Below are 16057 nucleotides of genomic sequence, written 5' to 3'. Positions count from 1 at the left end.
ATTATTTATACCTAATGTCAACAGAAAAATTAACCATAAATTGACTTTAATTTACCTTCTTTTCATGACACATAAAATATGATATAATTAGGCCATAAATAAGGAATTTGAAAAAGAATATTCAGACTATATCAATGCTCACATCACAGCAGTAGGTCAAGCTTATGAGCTGATGATTAAACACGGCATTATAGAACATACCCCAGAACTTGATAAACAAATAAAAGACCATGATTGGTCCAAATTTGAAAAAGCGGAGTTCTTTTTCTACGCTCAAAAATTTTACGGTTCGCCCCAAGAGCTTAACAGAGCAGGCTTTCACGCCGCTGAACAAAGACACTACGTAACACACAAGCATCAAGAGCCCCGGAAACCTATAAGTCCGGAGATGCAGCACAACTAATCCCTGAACCAATCTTTAGGAAACATCGGCGTGCCGCTGAATGCAGCATCAGCCAGCGGATAGCTATACTTAATCACCATCTCCCTGCGCAGCATCTTAAGCAGCAAGGCGCTGTACTTTTGATGCTTATGTTTCATTATACCCAATCGTGAAGAAAAAATATCCTTTGAAAACAAAAGAGGCTCCATTGTCTCCTTTACTCTTCCGCCGTTTTTAATTATTGGTTTTAGCATAATCTTTCTCCCAATTTAAAACATTTTTTCAACAGCCCGAAGTTGGATTGATTATACCACATATCCAAAAAGTAAACAAATAATTTTAAATAAATTTTGTAAACGTGCAAAAATGTATAAAATTCGACATTAATATATGTTACTATTTCATTTTAGACTGCTTAAAGTTTTTAACTGCTCCGACCCATTCCTTTTATATAAGCCCTTCAGCCTCATTTTATAAAACAAAAAAATATATTTGAACAAAGTCAAAATTTATGCTATAATACACGCACGGTAACAAACTTAAAACCCCTCCCCTTGCACCACCAACAAAACCTTTTCACCTTTTATGTCCTGGTAGTTAAATGGATATAACAGACCCCTCCTAAGGGTCAGTTGTGGGTTCGATTCCCGCCCGGGATACCATATAAATTAAGCGTTAGGTCTTGTTCATTACAAGAGAAAGAGGTGACTGTGAAAAAAACAACTCTATATATTATTCAAGGCTTTATTGGTTCTGGCAAAACCACCTTTTCAAAAAAAATGGCAGTTGAAACGGGAGCAGTACACTTAAATACAGATGAATTAGTTATTAAACTCTTTGATAAAAAAGATTTAGAATCAGATTGGGAAAAATGCTTTGATGAAACCTGTAATATATTATTGCAGAAAACAAAGGAGTTTTTGAATAGTGGCAAGAGTGTAATTTTGGATATGGGCTTTTGGCATAGACCTGATCGGGATTATGCGAAGTCAATGGCTAGAGAATGCAATTCTGATTTTAAGCACTATTATTTATATGTACCAGACAATATATTAAAGGAAAGAATTGTTAGTGACCGTCCATTTGAATGGGCAGAAAAACACTTGAAAAACTTCGATAAAAATAAAAAAATGTTTACTCCACCAGAAGCTGATGAAGAAGCAATAACCATAAATAATTTTTGATTTCTGCAGACACTATACCATTCTTACACCAAAACCAACACTGCAGCAAATTAGGATTCTATCATCTTTAATATTTCTTCGGCTATAAATCGCTGCCCTTTTTCATTGAGGTGTATGCCGTCTGTGTGCATCAAGCTTTTTAAATTATGGTGCCACAAAAGCTTTGAACGTATATCCAAAAGCTTACAGTCGTTTTCTATTGCAGCTCTGGTAACTTCATTGCTAAAGACCTCCTGATGCCTGTGTATAACATTAACATCACCTCTAAAAAACTTTAATAGCTTTTTACCGTCATATTTTTTGGATAAAATATTTTTAAAATAATTCTTAGAGTCTATAGGAATAAGATTAACCAAAACAGGAGTTACCCCGCTATCTTTTAACAGGGTAATTTTGTTGTTTAGCATGGTTATAAATTGGGCCAGGTTTGTCTTGCAGTCATGCGGAAAGTCCGGATTTTCGGCAACCTTTTCCCAATAATAATCACTGTCGTTTCCGCCAAGAGCAATAACGGCAATCCGCTTTTTGCCGCCGCTGCACGCTTCCAGATAACGCTCTAAGGTGCCCTTGTCACAAACGCGTTTCAATGTTTGACCAAAAACAGAATAATTTTTTATTTCTATCCCCAGCTTATCAGAAATTACAGAAACTGCGTTGTGCGGTAGTCGCGTAGGCACAAGATTATTAAACACATAACCTAAGGCCAACGAATCACCGAATATTGAGATTTCACAATCTTTACTTGTCATTTTAACCCTCCTTAAAAATGTCAACAGTATTATAGCATCGGGGCATCAAAAACGTACTCCATTATAAATTTAAATTGTATGCAAAATTTTTCCATCCGATAGAGTTGCAGAAAAGCAACTCTACTGTCGGTAGAGTGCGTAACTAAAACATTGTCCGGATAAATTCCGGACCTTTTGCTCGCATAAAACTTATTAGATTTTAATGGATAAATTATCACTGATTTCTAAACCTTTTACGCTTTCATTTATATTATTTGAAAAATTTTCTTTGTAGGCCTGTGGCAATAAGTTTTTTAATAAAGATATTTTTCCGGTTAACAAATCATTGTCAACAATTATTATTGTATGTGCCACTGCATTTCTTAATTCAATAAGCTGTTCAAGCTGTTCATAATTAAAATATTTTTCAAGAACATCTTTATTTCTCTTAATAATTACACTAAATAATTGTCTGTTGAGTACCTCATAATCAGTTTGCTTGTTATGTCTAAGAATAATTGCTCTTAGATATTCTTCAAACATAGAAAAATATTTAAACAAATTAAAAATCAATCTTTTGTCATAGCGATATAGCTGCGACAAGCTTTCCCACGTTGTTTTAATATTATACTTTTCTAAAATAATAAAATACTCGTTATATTTCTCTTCGCCTTTAACATAAAGCCATTTTTCTATCTCTTCTTTGTTTTGTTCATAATCAATAATTTTATCTTTTATCCCTTTCATTTTCTCTCCTATAATTATTTATCTCTTTAATAAACACTTCACAAGATGAAATTTTTGTTGGGTCATTTTCGGATTTTCTCTTCTCCTTTGCTTTTGCAGGAATTATTTTTTCTTCAATTAATTTTCTTTTATCATTCGAATTAAACTGTTTAAAATTATTAAAGGTATCAAAATGTTTGCTTGGCAGAGAATTCCAAGTAAACTCATTTTTTTGAAGTATTTCAGATTTATTATTTCTTCGGACTATTTGGTTTTTATTTGGGTCTATAATAACAAAATCAATATGAAAGGGTTTATCATCCTGACTATTTTTAAGGGTAATAGCCGTTGTAGAATTTTCAAATTTTTCGTGCTTATTTTTAATACTATCAAAAGCTTCATAAAAATCATTCTTTATTTTTGTCGGATTATCAAACTTTTGTTTTGTTTTATTATACTCTTTTGAGTTATGTGTCAACAATATCTGATAATCCAGATCATATTCACCGTTTAAATCGCTCATCATTGTTCCCCACTTGCCGGAGCCGACAAGGCTATCAGAAAATATATATTTATCTCTTACTTTTTTTCTCAAATCTTCAATAATCTTTTTTGCTCTCCCTCTTGCAAGACGGCATTGTTTTTTTGATATTCTCTTCACTTTTTCCATTTCTCTTCCCTCCTCCAAATTATATCACACAAACAAAAAACCGGCTAGTTTATGAGCCTTTTTTTAATATCTGCAATAATGAATTGAACAATTAAAATCAATGTGATATAATAACAGCATAATAAGGAATTTATAAATGGATAAGAAAGTACAAAATGTTTTAGAGTTTTATAAACTTACCAATAAGCTGAAAAATATGGTCCGCACAGGCTGGAAGCAGTGGGAGGTTTCGGCCGAACGGGTTGAAAGCGTTGCTGAGCATGTCTACAGCACAATTATGTTAGCCCTGGCCATTAATTCAGAATTTAATACTGCCCCCCCCCACTCGATATTAAAAAGGTTATATTAATGCTGGCCGTTCACGAGCTAGAAGAGATTATTATACGCGACATTACTCCATTTGACCACATAAGTGCTGAACAAAAGAGTAATGCCGGAAGAAAGGCTGTCATACAGATTCTTGAACCCCTTGCTAAAAAAGATGAGATAGCGACAATAGTATGCGAGTTTGAAGAAAGTAAGACGCCTGAAGCAAAATTTGCAAAATGGATAGATAAGCTGGATTCCTGCCTACAATGCAAATTATACGATATGGGCGGCTGTATTGACCCAAAAAACCCACAAATTGCCAATGAGAGGGCGGGCTTGCAGGAAAATAACGGCAACAAACCTTCGGACTTATGGATTGAGCGTCAGATCAAGGTTAATGATTTTGACGAAACTTTTACTAAAATTGCAAGGGAGGCCCGCAAAGACCAAAATTGGAAAAGCCGAAATTTGACCAATCCGTTTTCAAAAAAATAAATCTAAACAGCTCAATCCATTATTGGGCTGTTTTTTATTGGTTAATATGGGCGATTTTGTTTCACGGCATAAATCAATATGGACCATTTTGTATGTTTCACAGAAAAATTGACCGATTTTTGCCGGCGAACACATGGTCGGCATATATAAACCTCTGAGTCGCATACAAAAACACCCCTAAAACCGCGTGTTTTAGGGGTGTTTCACAGCAGTCTCACCGGTCGGGAATTTTTATCAACAATACTCTAACTTTTTATCAAATGCTGCTCTATTTCTTTCAAATCACCCTCAGTAAGTCCCGGTTTACCCAGCCCCTGCACAAGCCACAAGCCGCTTGTTTTTATCTTTTCAATTGGGCTGTAGTTACCAAACCAATTACTGCCGGGTCCGCATTGTTTACAGCTTGACACGGTTCCAATAAGTTTTTCTTCAAATTTAAGCCGCTTGCCTACCAAGTCCATTTCAATTAGCCTGAAATAAAAATTCTTTTGCAAATACTCTGAAATCTGTTTCTCTATTTTACTCTCAAATTCTTTATTTATCACTTCTTTATACTTTTCTTTATTGACCTTTGAGGTGGGGTTATAATTCCAAATCTCAAGATAGGAACTATTTTCCCTGTTCAATATTGCCCGCCCGATATTCTTCCTGAAAATGCTCTTGCTTTTGTTTTCCTTAAAAAAGTGCTGAGAAATTCTTCTTCTCAGTTTATTTTTGCCTGTATGGGTTCCTATACGCACAACCCTATCGCCGCCGTGCCCCATTTCACCCTTTTCATATAAAATATATATACCATTCAAAGGCATAGCGGCAGGGTCCGACTTAAAATCAAAAACCTTTCCGTATCTTAAAATGTTATGTAACTTCTCACACATTTCCATACAGGCATTATATCATAAAAATAAAGAAACGGCTATTTATTAAACCGTTTCTTAAGGTTTTAGACGTCAACTTTAGTCTTTGATGCAACCTTGTCTGTTTCGTTTTTCCTAAATTTTATTGTGGCAAGCTTACTTACCAGAGCAGTCATGCCCATGTGCACAAAATATGTCAAAGCAGCCATACCGGCAAGGAAGCCGACATGAGCCCAACCTAGAGACACATATCCAAACACCGCAACAGGCAGGAACAAATAAGTAATTGCCAAAACGCCCGAAACAGCCAGCAAACACGAGAAGAACATAATAAGCCTAAACTTGTCAAACGGCCGGCAGAGCCTAAACAGAATTACAATTCCGCCAATCAAGAGCATAAGCGAGCATAGCGTTGCAAATTCATTGGCAGTCATGGGCAGAAACCTGACAAACACGTAACATAATATTCCGTTAAGCGTAAGCGTAAGAGCTGCCGGGAAGGCTTTAACAGTAAGGTTGGTCATAAAGTCGCCTTTTATACGCTGCTTGTTTTCTTGAAGCGCCAGCATGAATGACGGTATACCAATTACAAAAAGCTCCAGAAGAAGTAATTGATTTGGGTTTTGAAAAGGGAACCCCGTTGTGGTAAAGAAACAGAATATTGTCAAAAATATTGTAAAAAAGGTTTTCATTAAAAACAGTGAGGACGATTTTGCAATATTGTTTACCACCCTTCGGCCTTCGGCCACAATGCTGGGCATAGACGCAAAATTACTATCGCGCATTACTATACTTGAAACATTTCTGGCCGCCTCACTGCCGTTTGCCATAGCAATTGAGCAGTCGGCTTCTTTAAGCGCAAGAATGTCGTTTACACCGTCCCCCGTCATAGCCACCTTGTGTTTGTTGTCTTTCAATGCCTTTATTATAATTGCTTTCTGTTCGGGGCTGACACGCCCAAAGACTGAATACTTAAGCGCAGCCTTATATACCTGTTTATCTGTTTTTCCTTCAAGGCTTATGAATTTGTTGGCGTTATATATTCCCACTCTTTTACTAATTGCGCTCACCGCCACAGCATTGTCACCGCTGATTATCTTAATCTCAACATCATTATCATTAAACCACTTTATAGTTTCAATGGCGTCAGCTTTTATATTATCCTCTATCACAACAATGCCAAGGGGCGTTCTCTCCGCCTCAGGTAAGTCTTCACCGCCGATTTCACCACCCATTTCACACAACATAAGCACTCTTGCCCCTTCATTTAGATAGCCTTCCATTTTCTTTTTTAGGCGGGCAGGAATAGTCTTTAGCACAAACTCAGGGGCCCCCAGAACGTATGTCTTGCCGTCAATGCTGATTGCCGCAAGCTTTTTGTCGCTGCTAAACTCCATGGAGGCAGAGGCTATTTCCTCTCGCTTGCCGCAAAAGTCAGAAAGCGCTTTTGAGGTCTGGTTTTGGGTTTTGAGGTTATAGTTCATAATAGCTATAGTTTTCATAATCTCGTCAAGCTTGTGTTTAGCAAGCGGAATAATCGTGTTTACCTTCATTGTGCCGTCGGTAATAGTCCCCGTTTTGTCAAGGCACAGCACAGTGGCCCGGGCCAGCATTTCAATGCTATATAGGTCCTGAACAAGCGTACGTTTGCGGGCAAGCTTAATAATCCCCACTGCAAGAGCTGTACTCACCAGCAAAAACATGCCGGCCGGAATCATTCCTATCATTGAAGTAGAGGTGCTGCCTATAGCTTCAACATAATCTCCGGGTCCGCTATAGAACTTTTTAAGAAAGGTTCCCACAGCCAGCGGCAGGATTATAATACCTATCGACTTAATTACTGTGCGCACAGCTCTTAAAATATCACTCTCGGGTGCCTTGCGTTTTTTGGCTTTTGCCACAAGCGTGGTCGAATAGTTCTGCTCACCTACTCCGTCAGCTTTCACAATGCATGTTCCGCTGACCACAAAACTGCCCGCCAAAAGCTTATCGCCTACAGATTTTGTTATAGGACTGCTCTCTCCGGTAAGCAAACTTTCGTTTACTCTCATAGAGCCCTCTAAAACCACAGCATCGGTGCAAATCTGGTTGCCCAGCTCATAAATTATGATATCATCCAAAACCACTTTTGTTGCAGGTATCCTAACTTGTTTGCCGTCTCTTACCACAAGCGCAGTTGGCGCTGTAACCAACGATATTTTCTCAACCGTACGCTTTGCTTTAATCTCCAAAATAAGGCCTATCAAAAGGTTTGCAACAATTACCACCATAAACATAGTGTTTATAGGCTTACCCACAACAATCAGCGCCAAAAAAACACCGAAACACAGCATATTAAAGAAAGTAAAAATGTTGCCTGCAAAAATCTGCAGGTAACTCTTTGTTGACTTGGTCTTGCTCTTATTGGTCAGCTTCTCTTTTTCGCGCTGCAAAACCTGTGCTTCACTCAGACCCACAGACGTATCAACCTTAAACCGCTCACATATAATCTGAGGGACCTGTTTCTCTTTTTTATCGGCTGATTTATTTGATTTTGTGTTCTTGCTGTTTTTCATAAAAGCCCTTTTCTAATTATTTCAACATTTAAATTAGCTGTTTTCAGTTTAACAAAAACACACTTAAAAGTAAAGCAAAAGGACCCTGAACACAGTGTTTTAATCAATTTTTGACAATATAAAATTATATAAACTCTGCTTGGCTAAGTCAAAATATCCTCCCTAATATATCAGCAGTGAACAAATCACACTATTTGTTCACTCCAAATATATCATACCGCTTGCAAATTTGACCCGTACGATATATAATGGTTTTATGGAACTTGACCCTTGCAAAAAAATAGAGCAAAGTATAATCAAAAAATACCGCAAAACAATCTGGCGGCCTTTTGTGCATGCCATAAACGAATATGATATGATTAAAAAGGGCGACAAAATCGCTGTATGTATAAGTGGCGGAAAAGACAGCTCACTTTTGGCCAAATGCCTTCAGGAGCTTTTGCGCCACGGAAAAATAAAGTTTGAGCTGGTGTTTCTGGTGATGAACCCGGGATATCGCGACGACACCCTAAAACAAGTTTTTGAAAACTGCAAAAAGCTTAACCTTCCTATAACTATATTTGAAACACAAATTTTTGACATAGCTTTTGGCGCCGGTGGTTCGCCCTGCTATCTGTGTGCCCGAATGAGACGCGGATATCTTTATAAAAAAGCCCGCGAGCTTGGATGCAACAAAATCGCTTTGGGTCATCATTTTGACGATGTTATAGAAACCACTCTCATGAGCATGCTATATGGCGCTGAGATGAAAACCATGGTGCCAAAGTTGTTCAGTCAGAACTTTTTGGGTATGGAGCTGATACGCCCATTATACCTCGTTAAAGAAAAAGATATCATAAATTGGGGCAAAGCAAACAATCTGGAATTTATCCGCTGTGCCTGCAGATTTACCGAATGTGAGACAGGCAAAAAAACCGGTAAGCGCGCCGAAATAAAACGCCTGATAGAACAACTCAAAGAAATCAACCCTCTGGTTGATATTAATATATTACGAAGTTCTGAAAACATAAACACCGACACAATTCTGGGCTATCACGGCACCGGCGGCAGCAAAACTTTTTTGCAAAATTACGCTCTCAGGCGCCGCAAAGTTAACCAAGCTATCAAAGACGGCAAAACCTCTCTCGATGATAAAGATGAAGAATAAATAAAACTCACAACAACATAAATAAAGCGCTTGTTAAAAACAAGACCAAACTCCCTGTGAAACAATAGCATAAAATTCGCCAAAACCTCGGTCGACTGCACAGTCGGAGCATTTAAACCCTTTGGTCGCACACAAAAACCCACCGAAAACACTGTTTTTCAGCGGGTTCTTTACGTTTTTCCGACCAATCGGTTTAATTGTTTCACAACTGAATTGCCGATATGTTACTTAAGAAAAATCAAAGCTGTTATACGGCTTCTATTCGGGAGACTGAAATTCATGCGGCACATCTGTAGTAAACCTCAAATCTATTGCGGACACTCCCCCAAAATAATCTATCCTACCCTTACGCTCCCTAGCATTATCCAAGAAAATATCATTTCTTATCCTTTCTTGAGCCTCTTCCTCAATATCATATTTATCTTCAGCACTGGCATTTTGGTCCAGCCAAATCTCCTGCTTCTCCAACGACAAAAATTCCCATCCCCACGGCAATCCATTCTTTTGCAACATTTTACATCTCTCCTTATTATTAATTCTTGTGTTCATAAAAACCAGAACATTATAATTCCTTAATAAATTCAAACAAATCCGGAAACTTTTCAGGAAATTCCATAACAGCCTTATGGCTTCGTTCTTCGTTTGCCTTATCCATCTCAATTCCTTTGTTTTTTAAATAAGCATTCCTTTCTTCCTGAGTGAGCAAGGAGTCATGCTCCGCAAGCTCCTCCGGTGTCAGCAATTCAATTACAGGAGTAAAACCCGGCTCATCATTAAGCCCCCACCTCCCGTCATAATATCCTTCTTCCAACCTCTTTCCGAAGTCTTCCGTTGCTTTTTCTTTATCTGTTAACGGCTTATTCCACCCCCACATTAAAAAACCTTTCTCTGATTGATTTTTTATACATACATAATAGCACATTTAATAGAAAATGAAAAGAGAATTCATCTTTTTGGAATAGTCAACTATGGCATTTAAAGGCTCTACTTCTACGCTGCCCGCCTGTAAGCATGAATATATGCCCTCATTAAGCGGAAGGGCCAAAACAAAACCAGAATCAAGAAAATCTTCATTTCCATCATTATTTTCTTTCGTTTCAACACAATCTATAAATAACCAAATATACCTACTTATTCCTTTCTTTTTTGTAATTGTTTTATTCCTTGACGGATACTTCGTGCATTATTTGGTTTTAGCTCATAAATAGTCTTTGTTATATGATTTACGCCATCTAGTCTACCGCCTACAACTCTCATTTGTTTGTTTAACATAAACCCATTGTGTATCTTTGTGCCCAATATTGCCGTTGACTTTATAAACCCACTGCTTCTGTCAAGTCCTTTTACAAGATTCCATGCATCTTTAGTGAAGTCATCACTCTTTGCATAAGGGATATTATCGCTCGCAAAATAATAAGCATTTAATTGACACTTTCGTTTATCGGGTTATTCTTTATGAAAACAAAGTAAAAATAATCTTTCATCTCAAAGGTGGTCAAAAAGGTGAACTGCTGCTCAATCTGATATTCCCAGATTATCCAAATAATGAAAGTAACATAAATGAAAAAGAAAGCGCCGAAACACTTTCTTATTGCGCCAACATATGGTGTGCGTATACCCCTGATATGGTGACCCCAAGGAGAGTCGAACTCCTCACTCCGCCGTGAAAGGGCGACGTCTTAACCGATTGACCATGGGGCCGTATTTGTTTAGAGCAAGACACAAAAAACGTTCAAACTAAAAGGAGGGGATGAGTTCCGGTGCCAAGCTTTAAACACATACTTTAGTTTTGGGTTAAAAAACTAAAATGGTAGCGGCGGCTGGATTCGAACCAGCGACCTCACGGGTATGAACCGTACGCTATAACCAACTAAGCTACGCCGCCAAATGGTTGCGGGGACAGGACTTGAACCTGTGACCTTTGGGTTATGAGCCCAACGAGCTGCCGACTGCTCCACCCCGCGATAGGCCTTTTGGTGTAAAGGCTTTTTCATTTTACCCTAAAAGATATCATTTGTCAATGGTTTTATGTAATAAAACACGCATCTTTATGAGCTTATTTAGTTTTGAATATTACACTTTGTAGTATCAGTTTGCTTGCTAATTTGCATATTTTGTTATACAATAATAACAGGTATGGAAAAATTAAACTTAGCCAAAAATATATTGATGACACGTATACTGTCGCAAAACGCCTGTGAAGAGTTTAACAAGAAAGCAAACAAAAAGAGTTTGTTTCAGGCAAGTGAACGGGTCCTATTTTTGATTGAGCAATATTCCAGCGTGTCGCCGTCAGTGCTGATAGAAAAATTATATATAGCAAAATCCAACCTGGCGCCGATATGCAAGCAGCTTTTAAATGAAGAATTGATTAAAGTCAGACAAGATACGATAGATAAGCGAATAATATACTATAGCCTCACTGAAAAGGGTAAGGAGCACTTAAAAGCCCGCCTAGAAGCCATCGGAAACAGCGTCATTGAGTGCTGCCCCGAAGGGGCGGAAGAATTGAACCGAAACCTTGAAGAAATAAATCAGGTTTTGTCAAAGAAATTTTGATTAAATTTATAGGAGAATAATAAAAATGTTAAAATTATACAATGCTCTGACCAAAACGGTAACTGAATTTGTGCCGCTGCGGCCGGGCGCAGTCAAAATGTATTCGTGCGGACCCACAGTATATTCATATGCTCAAATAGGCAATATGCGTGCATACATTTTCATGGATAACTTAAGACGTGTACTTAAATTTAACGGGTATAAAATAACGGGTGTGATGAATATAACCGATGTCGGACATCTAGTGAGTGACGACGATTTTGGCGAAGACAAGATGGAAAAGGCAGCAAAAAAAGAAAAGAAATCGCCTTATGATATTGCAAAGCATTATACCGAAGCCTTTATGAGAGACCTGAAGGCACTTGACATAGACGTACCCGAACATATCACCAAAGCAACCGAATATGTCGGACAGATGATAGAGTTTATCAAAATACTTGAGCAAAAGGGATATACCTATAAGCTTGACGACGGTGTATATTTTGATGTTCTAAAATACGGTAAATATGGTGTACTTAGCCCTAAAGATTTTGATAAAGCAGGCATGGCTCGTATTGAAGAAAACGCAAACAAGCACCACAACTTTGACTTTGCGCTGTGGAAGTTTGTGGAGCCTGACCATATTATGAAGTGGAACAGCCCCTGGGGCGTAGGCTGCCCGGGGTGGCATATAGAGTGCTCAGCAATGAGCAAAGACATTTTAGGCGACAAGTTTGATATTCACACGGGCGGAGTTGACCATCTGACCGTTCACCATGAAGACGAAATCGCTCAAAATGATGCTGCTGCCGGCCATCAGGTGGTTGGGCGCTGGATGCACAACGAATTTTTGCTGACTGACGGCGGAAAGGCAAGTAAAAGTCTGGGCAACAGTTACACTATAAGTCAATTGGAGGATAAAGGTTATTCCGCCATGGACTTCAAATACTTTTGCGAAAACACACACTATCGCAAACAAATCAACTTCACCTTTGAAGCACTAAACAGTGCAAGAGTAGCAAGGCTGAACCTTAAAAAAATACTTCTGGAGCACAAAAATGGCAATGAGAAAACTGCAGAAAGTATATTAAAAGACTATGACAAACAATTTTTAGATGCCATAAACGATGACCTAAATATCCCTCTTGCATTGGGTGTTTTGTGGACTATGCTAAAGCTTCCTCGCTCAAAGCAAATACATCAAAAAGTGATTGAGTTTGACAGAGTGTTTGCACTAAACCTAAGCAAAGAAGAAGCGCAAAAAACAGAGGAAATTCCTGAACAAATAATTAAGCTGGCACAGGAGCGCCAAATTGCCAGAGCACAAAAGAATTGGGCAGAAAGCGACAGACTGCGAGACGAAATTGCAGCACAAGGCTTTAGCGTAAAAGACACCAAAGAAGGGTTTGAAATTATAAAAAATTGACAGAAGGAGGAAAATACAAAATGAAAACCAATAGCTCTGCCCCCCCCAACACAACTCAAGAGCATACTCTGTTTTGGTGATTCAAATACCTTCGGGCACATAGCAGGAAGTGGGATGCGATATGACATCAGCCGGCGTTGGCCAAAAATTCTTGCAAAAAGACTTGGGGATAGCTATTATATAATTGAAGAGGGTCTAAAATCACGCACAATAATTTCTGATGACCCAAGACCCGGCAAAGAAGGCAGAAGCGGACATAATTACTTGCTGCCATGCCTTGACAGTCACGACCCGCTGGACTTAGTTATTGTTATGCTTGGCACAAATGAACTGAAAGTTATCTATAATAAAACAGCGGAAGAAATCGGCATAATGCTTGAGCAAAAAATCATAAAACCCATTTTGACACGCAAGTTTGAAAACGCCCCCAATCCAAAAGTTTTAATCCTAGCACCTCCAAAAGTAGACGGTAAATTGGCCTCGAAAAAATTTGCAAACAAATATGATGAAACGGCCACAGAAAAAAGTGCAAAATTAGAAAAAATATATAACAATATAGCACAACGAAACGGATGCCACTTCTTGTCGGCGCTAAATTTAGGTGTAGGTGACGACGGCGTTCACTTGACCGAAGAAAGTCACAAAGAACTCAGCGACAGGGTTTATGATAAAATAAAAGAAATTTTTAAATAAAAAACAAGGGCAATAACCCTTGCTTTTTATTTTTTATAATTTTTGTCCGCAGTGCGGGCAGAACTTTGCACCTTTGGCCACTTTATCTCCGCATTTTGGGCAAACATCAGCAGCAACCGTCTGTTTTGCTCCACATTCGTTGCAGAATTTGGCCCCTGCATTGATTGAAGCGCCGCAGTCGGTGCAGAAACGTTTTTTGACTTCTTCCTGAGGCTTTGCCTTAAAGCTGTCTTTCATAGCATCACCAATAACCTGACCCGTTCCGAGAGCTACACCAAGACCTGCGAGGCTTCCGCCTGCTCCGGGGTTTTTAGCAGCGTCTCCTATTGCATTTGCCGTTTGATACTTCATATAAGTATCCATAGTCTCCCCCATAACACCCATGCTTGAGCGTGTATCAATGGCTTTCTCAACCGCTTCAGGGAAAGATACATTTTCGATAATAAGATTGCTTATAGCAAGCCCCAACTCCTTAAAGTGGTCGGTAACCTGTTTAGCTGCAACCTTACTAAACTCCAAAAGGTTACACGAAAGGTCAATCGCCGAAATTTTACTCTCGGCAATAGTGTCGCTTATGCCCGAAATCAAAATACTTCTAAGATATTCATTAATATCCCCCGTAGTAAATGACGCGTTTGTTCCGAATAATTCTTTCAAAAAAAGTCCTGCATCGTCAACTCTGAAGGAGTATTTTCCAAAGGCTTTAATTCTGATTACGCCAAACTCCTTATCCCTCATGGTGATAGGGTTTGAGGTACCCCATTTCTGATTGGGGAACTGTTTTGTGTTTACAAAATATACCTCAGAATAGAAAGGCGATTTAAACCCGTAAGGCAGTGACAACAGTGTAGTTAAAAACGGCAAGTTGCTGGTGGTGAGGATATGCTTTCCGGGCCCGAATATGTCAGCAACTTTACCCTTATTTACAAATATGGCAACCTGACTTTCACGCACAGTAAGAGACGAGCCCATCATAATCTGACGCCCATCCATAGGATAGCGGTATACAATCGTGTCTTTTGAAAGGTCGGTCCATTCAATAACTTTAAGCAGTTGATTTTTTATAAATCCCATTTTATTTCTCCTTTGCTTTATCTTAGTATTATTGACGCGCTGACAGAAGTGATTTCACTGCCTTCTGCAAGCACAACTTCTTGATTGTGCTTATACTCTTTTACATAATCGCCTATACGCACATTAAACTTAGGTGTATTATCTTCGCTACAAAGCAAAATATACTTTCCTGGCTTTATTGCACCTTTTTCGTTTGCAGAGACCTTATAAGTTATGCCCATGTGAAGCATTACATCTTCTCTCGTAAACGAAATTTTTGCATCTCCCCCCGAAGTAGTGGTTTCGGTTTCATAAGTATACCTTGCATTCTTTGTTTCTACCAAATTCTTTTTAGATTTCTGTTTGTTGCTTCTGCTTCCAAGAATAATGATAATAACAAGCAACACGGCGCATACTCCGATACCTATACCCAAGTATTCCCAAATCCCCATGTTTTTCTCTCCTTTTACTTTCGTAAAATCAGTAAATTCTACCTAACAATATACTATCATAATTACAAAATATTTACAACCATTTTTAAGAAAACACTATAAAAAAGAGCCTCCGTCAATGTGCGGTTTCGGCTCCTTTTTTATCAGACTGTTGAAGCTCCTGTCGGCAGGCCTACTACATAGTCAAACAAATCATTGAACTGACCATTATAAGTTATCATCGTTGTGGCTGTGCTATTGGTTCCGTTGAACAAATATATTTTTAAAGTCTGCGTTGACAAGGTATCATTTACAGTAAAGTACGCTCTGGTGAACTTAACTTCCTTAGTCCCGTTCATTATCATCTGCTCTTCGTGATAATAAAGCACTACAATAATCTTTTCGGCAGTAGCAGATTTGTTTACCCCATTCCAATATTGATTGGGAACATCAATGTCCTCAACCTTAGGCTGAGATGACTTGTTCTGCGCAAACAACCCGCTAAGCACGCTCATCCCTGTTTGATTGTTTATTTTGTCAAGTATATCGTTGTATCTTTTTTTCATGGTGTCGCTGTCGCCCGCATCGTTGGTATACTCCTTTGTCACAGGCAAGTTGTCAATATGCCTATAAGTTATTATCTTGGTAGGCTTTGAAAGCAGGCCGTCGTTTTTCACAAGCGCGTGCGCGCTTGACGGTATTATGGCAAGTATTATAGTAGTCACCACCAATATAGCGGTAACCACGCCTACAATACTTATCGCTATCATTTTCTTTCTGCTCATCGTTCTCTCTCCTTACAGCCTTACAATTTTATAGTTTTATAACTTGGTAATTATATTATATTTTGTTTTTTTTGTCAACCA

At 38.5% G+C, this 16057-nt stretch carries 17 protein-coding genes, 4 tRNA genes and 2 pseudogenes; 8 read left to right on the top strand and 15 right to left on the bottom strand.

What is annotated here, in order from left to right:
• Positions 1-94: 94 nt before the first annotated feature.
• Positions 95-403 carry a DUF5662 family protein gene (locus LBN07_04810; protein ID MDR0850762.1) on the top strand — a complete coding sequence of 103 codons (309 nt, stop codon included), beginning with the start codon at positions 95-97 and terminating at the stop codon, positions 401-403.
• Here LBN07_04810 and LBN07_04805 read toward each other — a convergent pair.
• Positions 400-636, bottom strand: a complete 237-nt coding sequence (locus LBN07_04805) for a hypothetical protein (protein ID MDR0850761.1) — start codon at positions 634-636, stop codon at positions 400-402. The genes LBN07_04810 and LBN07_04805 overlap by 4 nt on opposite strands.
• A gap of 333 nt (positions 637-969) precedes the next feature.
• Here LBN07_04805 and LBN07_04800 point away from each other — a divergent pair.
• Positions 970-1044: transfer RNA gene (locus tag LBN07_04800), tRNA-Arg, on the top strand.
• A gap of 48 nt (positions 1045-1092) precedes the next feature.
• On the top strand, positions 1093-1566 hold the full coding sequence (locus LBN07_04795) for an ATP-binding protein (protein MDR0850760.1): 474 nt from the start codon (positions 1093-1095) through the stop codon (positions 1564-1566).
• A 50-nt stretch (positions 1567-1616) separates the two neighbouring features.
• On the opposite strand, the gene LBN07_04790 is transcribed toward LBN07_04795, so the two are convergent.
• The 3 genes from LBN07_04790 to LBN07_04780 all read right to left on the bottom strand — a co-directional run bounded on the left by LBN07_04790 (position 1617) and on the right by LBN07_04780 (position 3708).
• The gene (locus LBN07_04790) at positions 1617-2315 is read right to left on the bottom strand and encodes an SGNH/GDSL hydrolase family protein (protein MDR0850759.1); all 699 of its coding nucleotides are present in this window, start codon (positions 2313-2315) and stop codon (positions 1617-1619) included.
• Positions 2316-2507: 192 nt separating this feature from the next.
• Positions 2508-3041 carry a hypothetical protein gene (locus tag LBN07_04785; protein ID MDR0850758.1) on the bottom strand — a complete coding sequence of 178 codons (534 nt, stop codon included), beginning with the start codon at positions 3039-3041 and terminating at the stop codon, positions 2508-2510.
• Entirely contained in the window at positions 3022-3708 is a 687-nt protein-coding gene (locus tag LBN07_04780) for a hypothetical protein (protein ID MDR0850757.1), read from the bottom strand. The genes LBN07_04785 and LBN07_04780 overlap by 20 nt, the downstream gene beginning before the upstream one ends.
• Positions 3709-3826: 118 nt before the next feature.
• Between LBN07_04780 and LBN07_04775 the strand changes: the two are divergent.
• Positions 3827-4494 (top strand): annotated as a pseudogene (locus LBN07_04775) (HD domain-containing protein).
• 245 nt (positions 4495-4739) lie between these two features.
• Here LBN07_04775 and LBN07_04770 read toward each other — a convergent pair.
• Positions 4740-5375: a hypothetical protein gene (locus tag LBN07_04770; protein ID MDR0850756.1), complete on the bottom strand. Its 636-nt coding sequence runs from the start codon at positions 5373-5375 to the stop codon at positions 4740-4742.
• A gap of 59 nt (positions 5376-5434) precedes the next feature.
• Positions 5435-7903, bottom strand: coding sequence for an HAD-IC family P-type ATPase (locus LBN07_04765; protein ID MDR0850755.1), 2469 nt, complete (start codon positions 7901-7903; stop codon positions 5435-5437).
• Between the two features lie 271 nt (positions 7904-8174).
• Here LBN07_04765 and LBN07_04760 point away from each other — a divergent pair.
• Positions 8175-9050, top strand: a pseudogene (locus LBN07_04760) (hypothetical protein).
• Between the two features lie 258 nt (positions 9051-9308).
• Here LBN07_04760 and LBN07_04755 read toward each other — a convergent pair.
• The 6 genes from LBN07_04755 to LBN07_04730 form a co-directional block, all read right to left on the bottom strand.
• Complete coding sequence (locus LBN07_04755; protein ID MDR0850754.1) at positions 9309-9563, bottom strand: hypothetical protein; 255 nt, start codon at positions 9561-9563, stop codon at positions 9309-9311.
• A gap of 49 nt (positions 9564-9612) precedes the next feature.
• Complete coding sequence (locus tag LBN07_04750) at positions 9613-9924, bottom strand: hypothetical protein (GenBank protein MDR0850753.1); 312 nt, start codon at positions 9922-9924, stop codon at positions 9613-9615.
• A gap of 257 nt (positions 9925-10181) precedes the next feature.
• Positions 10182-10349, bottom strand: a complete 168-nt coding sequence (locus tag LBN07_04745; protein MDR0850752.1) for a hypothetical protein — start codon at positions 10347-10349, stop codon at positions 10182-10184.
• Between the two features lie 327 nt (positions 10350-10676).
• Positions 10677-10751, bottom strand: a tRNA-Glu gene (locus tag LBN07_04740).
• Between the two features lie 107 nt (positions 10752-10858).
• Positions 10859-10935: transfer RNA gene (locus LBN07_04735), tRNA-Met, on the bottom strand.
• A 3-nt stretch (positions 10936-10938) separates the two neighbouring features.
• Positions 10939-11014 (bottom strand) — tRNA-Met (locus LBN07_04730).
• Between the two features lie 172 nt (positions 11015-11186).
• Here LBN07_04730 and LBN07_04725 point away from each other — a divergent pair.
• The 3 genes from LBN07_04725 to LBN07_04715 all read left to right on the top strand — a co-directional run bounded on the left by LBN07_04725 (position 11187) and on the right by LBN07_04715 (position 13707).
• Positions 11187-11609, top strand: a complete 423-nt coding sequence (locus tag LBN07_04725; protein ID MDR0850751.1) for a MarR family transcriptional regulator — start codon at positions 11187-11189, stop codon at positions 11607-11609.
• A 25-nt stretch (positions 11610-11634) separates the two neighbouring features.
• Positions 11635-13014: a cysteine--tRNA ligase gene (cysS, locus tag LBN07_04720; protein MDR0850750.1), complete on the top strand. Its 1380-nt coding sequence runs from the start codon at positions 11635-11637 to the stop codon at positions 13012-13014.
• A gap of 63 nt (positions 13015-13077) precedes the next feature.
• The gene (locus LBN07_04715) at positions 13078-13707 is read left to right on the top strand and encodes a GDSL-type esterase/lipase family protein (protein MDR0850749.1); all 630 of its coding nucleotides are present in this window, start codon (positions 13078-13080) and stop codon (positions 13705-13707) included.
• A gap of 33 nt (positions 13708-13740) precedes the next feature.
• On the opposite strand, the gene LBN07_04710 is transcribed toward LBN07_04715, so the two are convergent.
• From LBN07_04710 to LBN07_04700, 3 genes are all read right to left on the bottom strand, one after another.
• The gene (locus tag LBN07_04710; GenBank protein ID MDR0850748.1) at positions 13741-14781 is read right to left on the bottom strand and encodes an SPFH domain-containing protein; all 1041 of its coding nucleotides are present in this window, start codon (positions 14779-14781) and stop codon (positions 13741-13743) included.
• A gap of 17 nt (positions 14782-14798) precedes the next feature.
• On the bottom strand, positions 14799-15212 hold the full coding sequence (locus LBN07_04705) for a hypothetical protein (GenBank protein MDR0850747.1): 414 nt from the start codon (positions 15210-15212) through the stop codon (positions 14799-14801).
• Between the two features lie 143 nt (positions 15213-15355).
• On the bottom strand, positions 15356-15976 hold the full coding sequence (locus LBN07_04700; protein MDR0850746.1) for a hypothetical protein: 621 nt from the start codon (positions 15974-15976) through the stop codon (positions 15356-15358).
• Positions 15977-16057: the final 81 nt, after the last annotated feature.

Source organism: Christensenellaceae bacterium, assembly GCA_031260975.1.
GTDB lineage: Bacteria > Bacillota > Clostridia > Christensenellales > UBA1242 > JAISKJ01.
The sequence above is the reverse complement of the archived record's forward strand: the minus strand, read 5'-3'. Positions and strand labels throughout refer to the sequence as shown.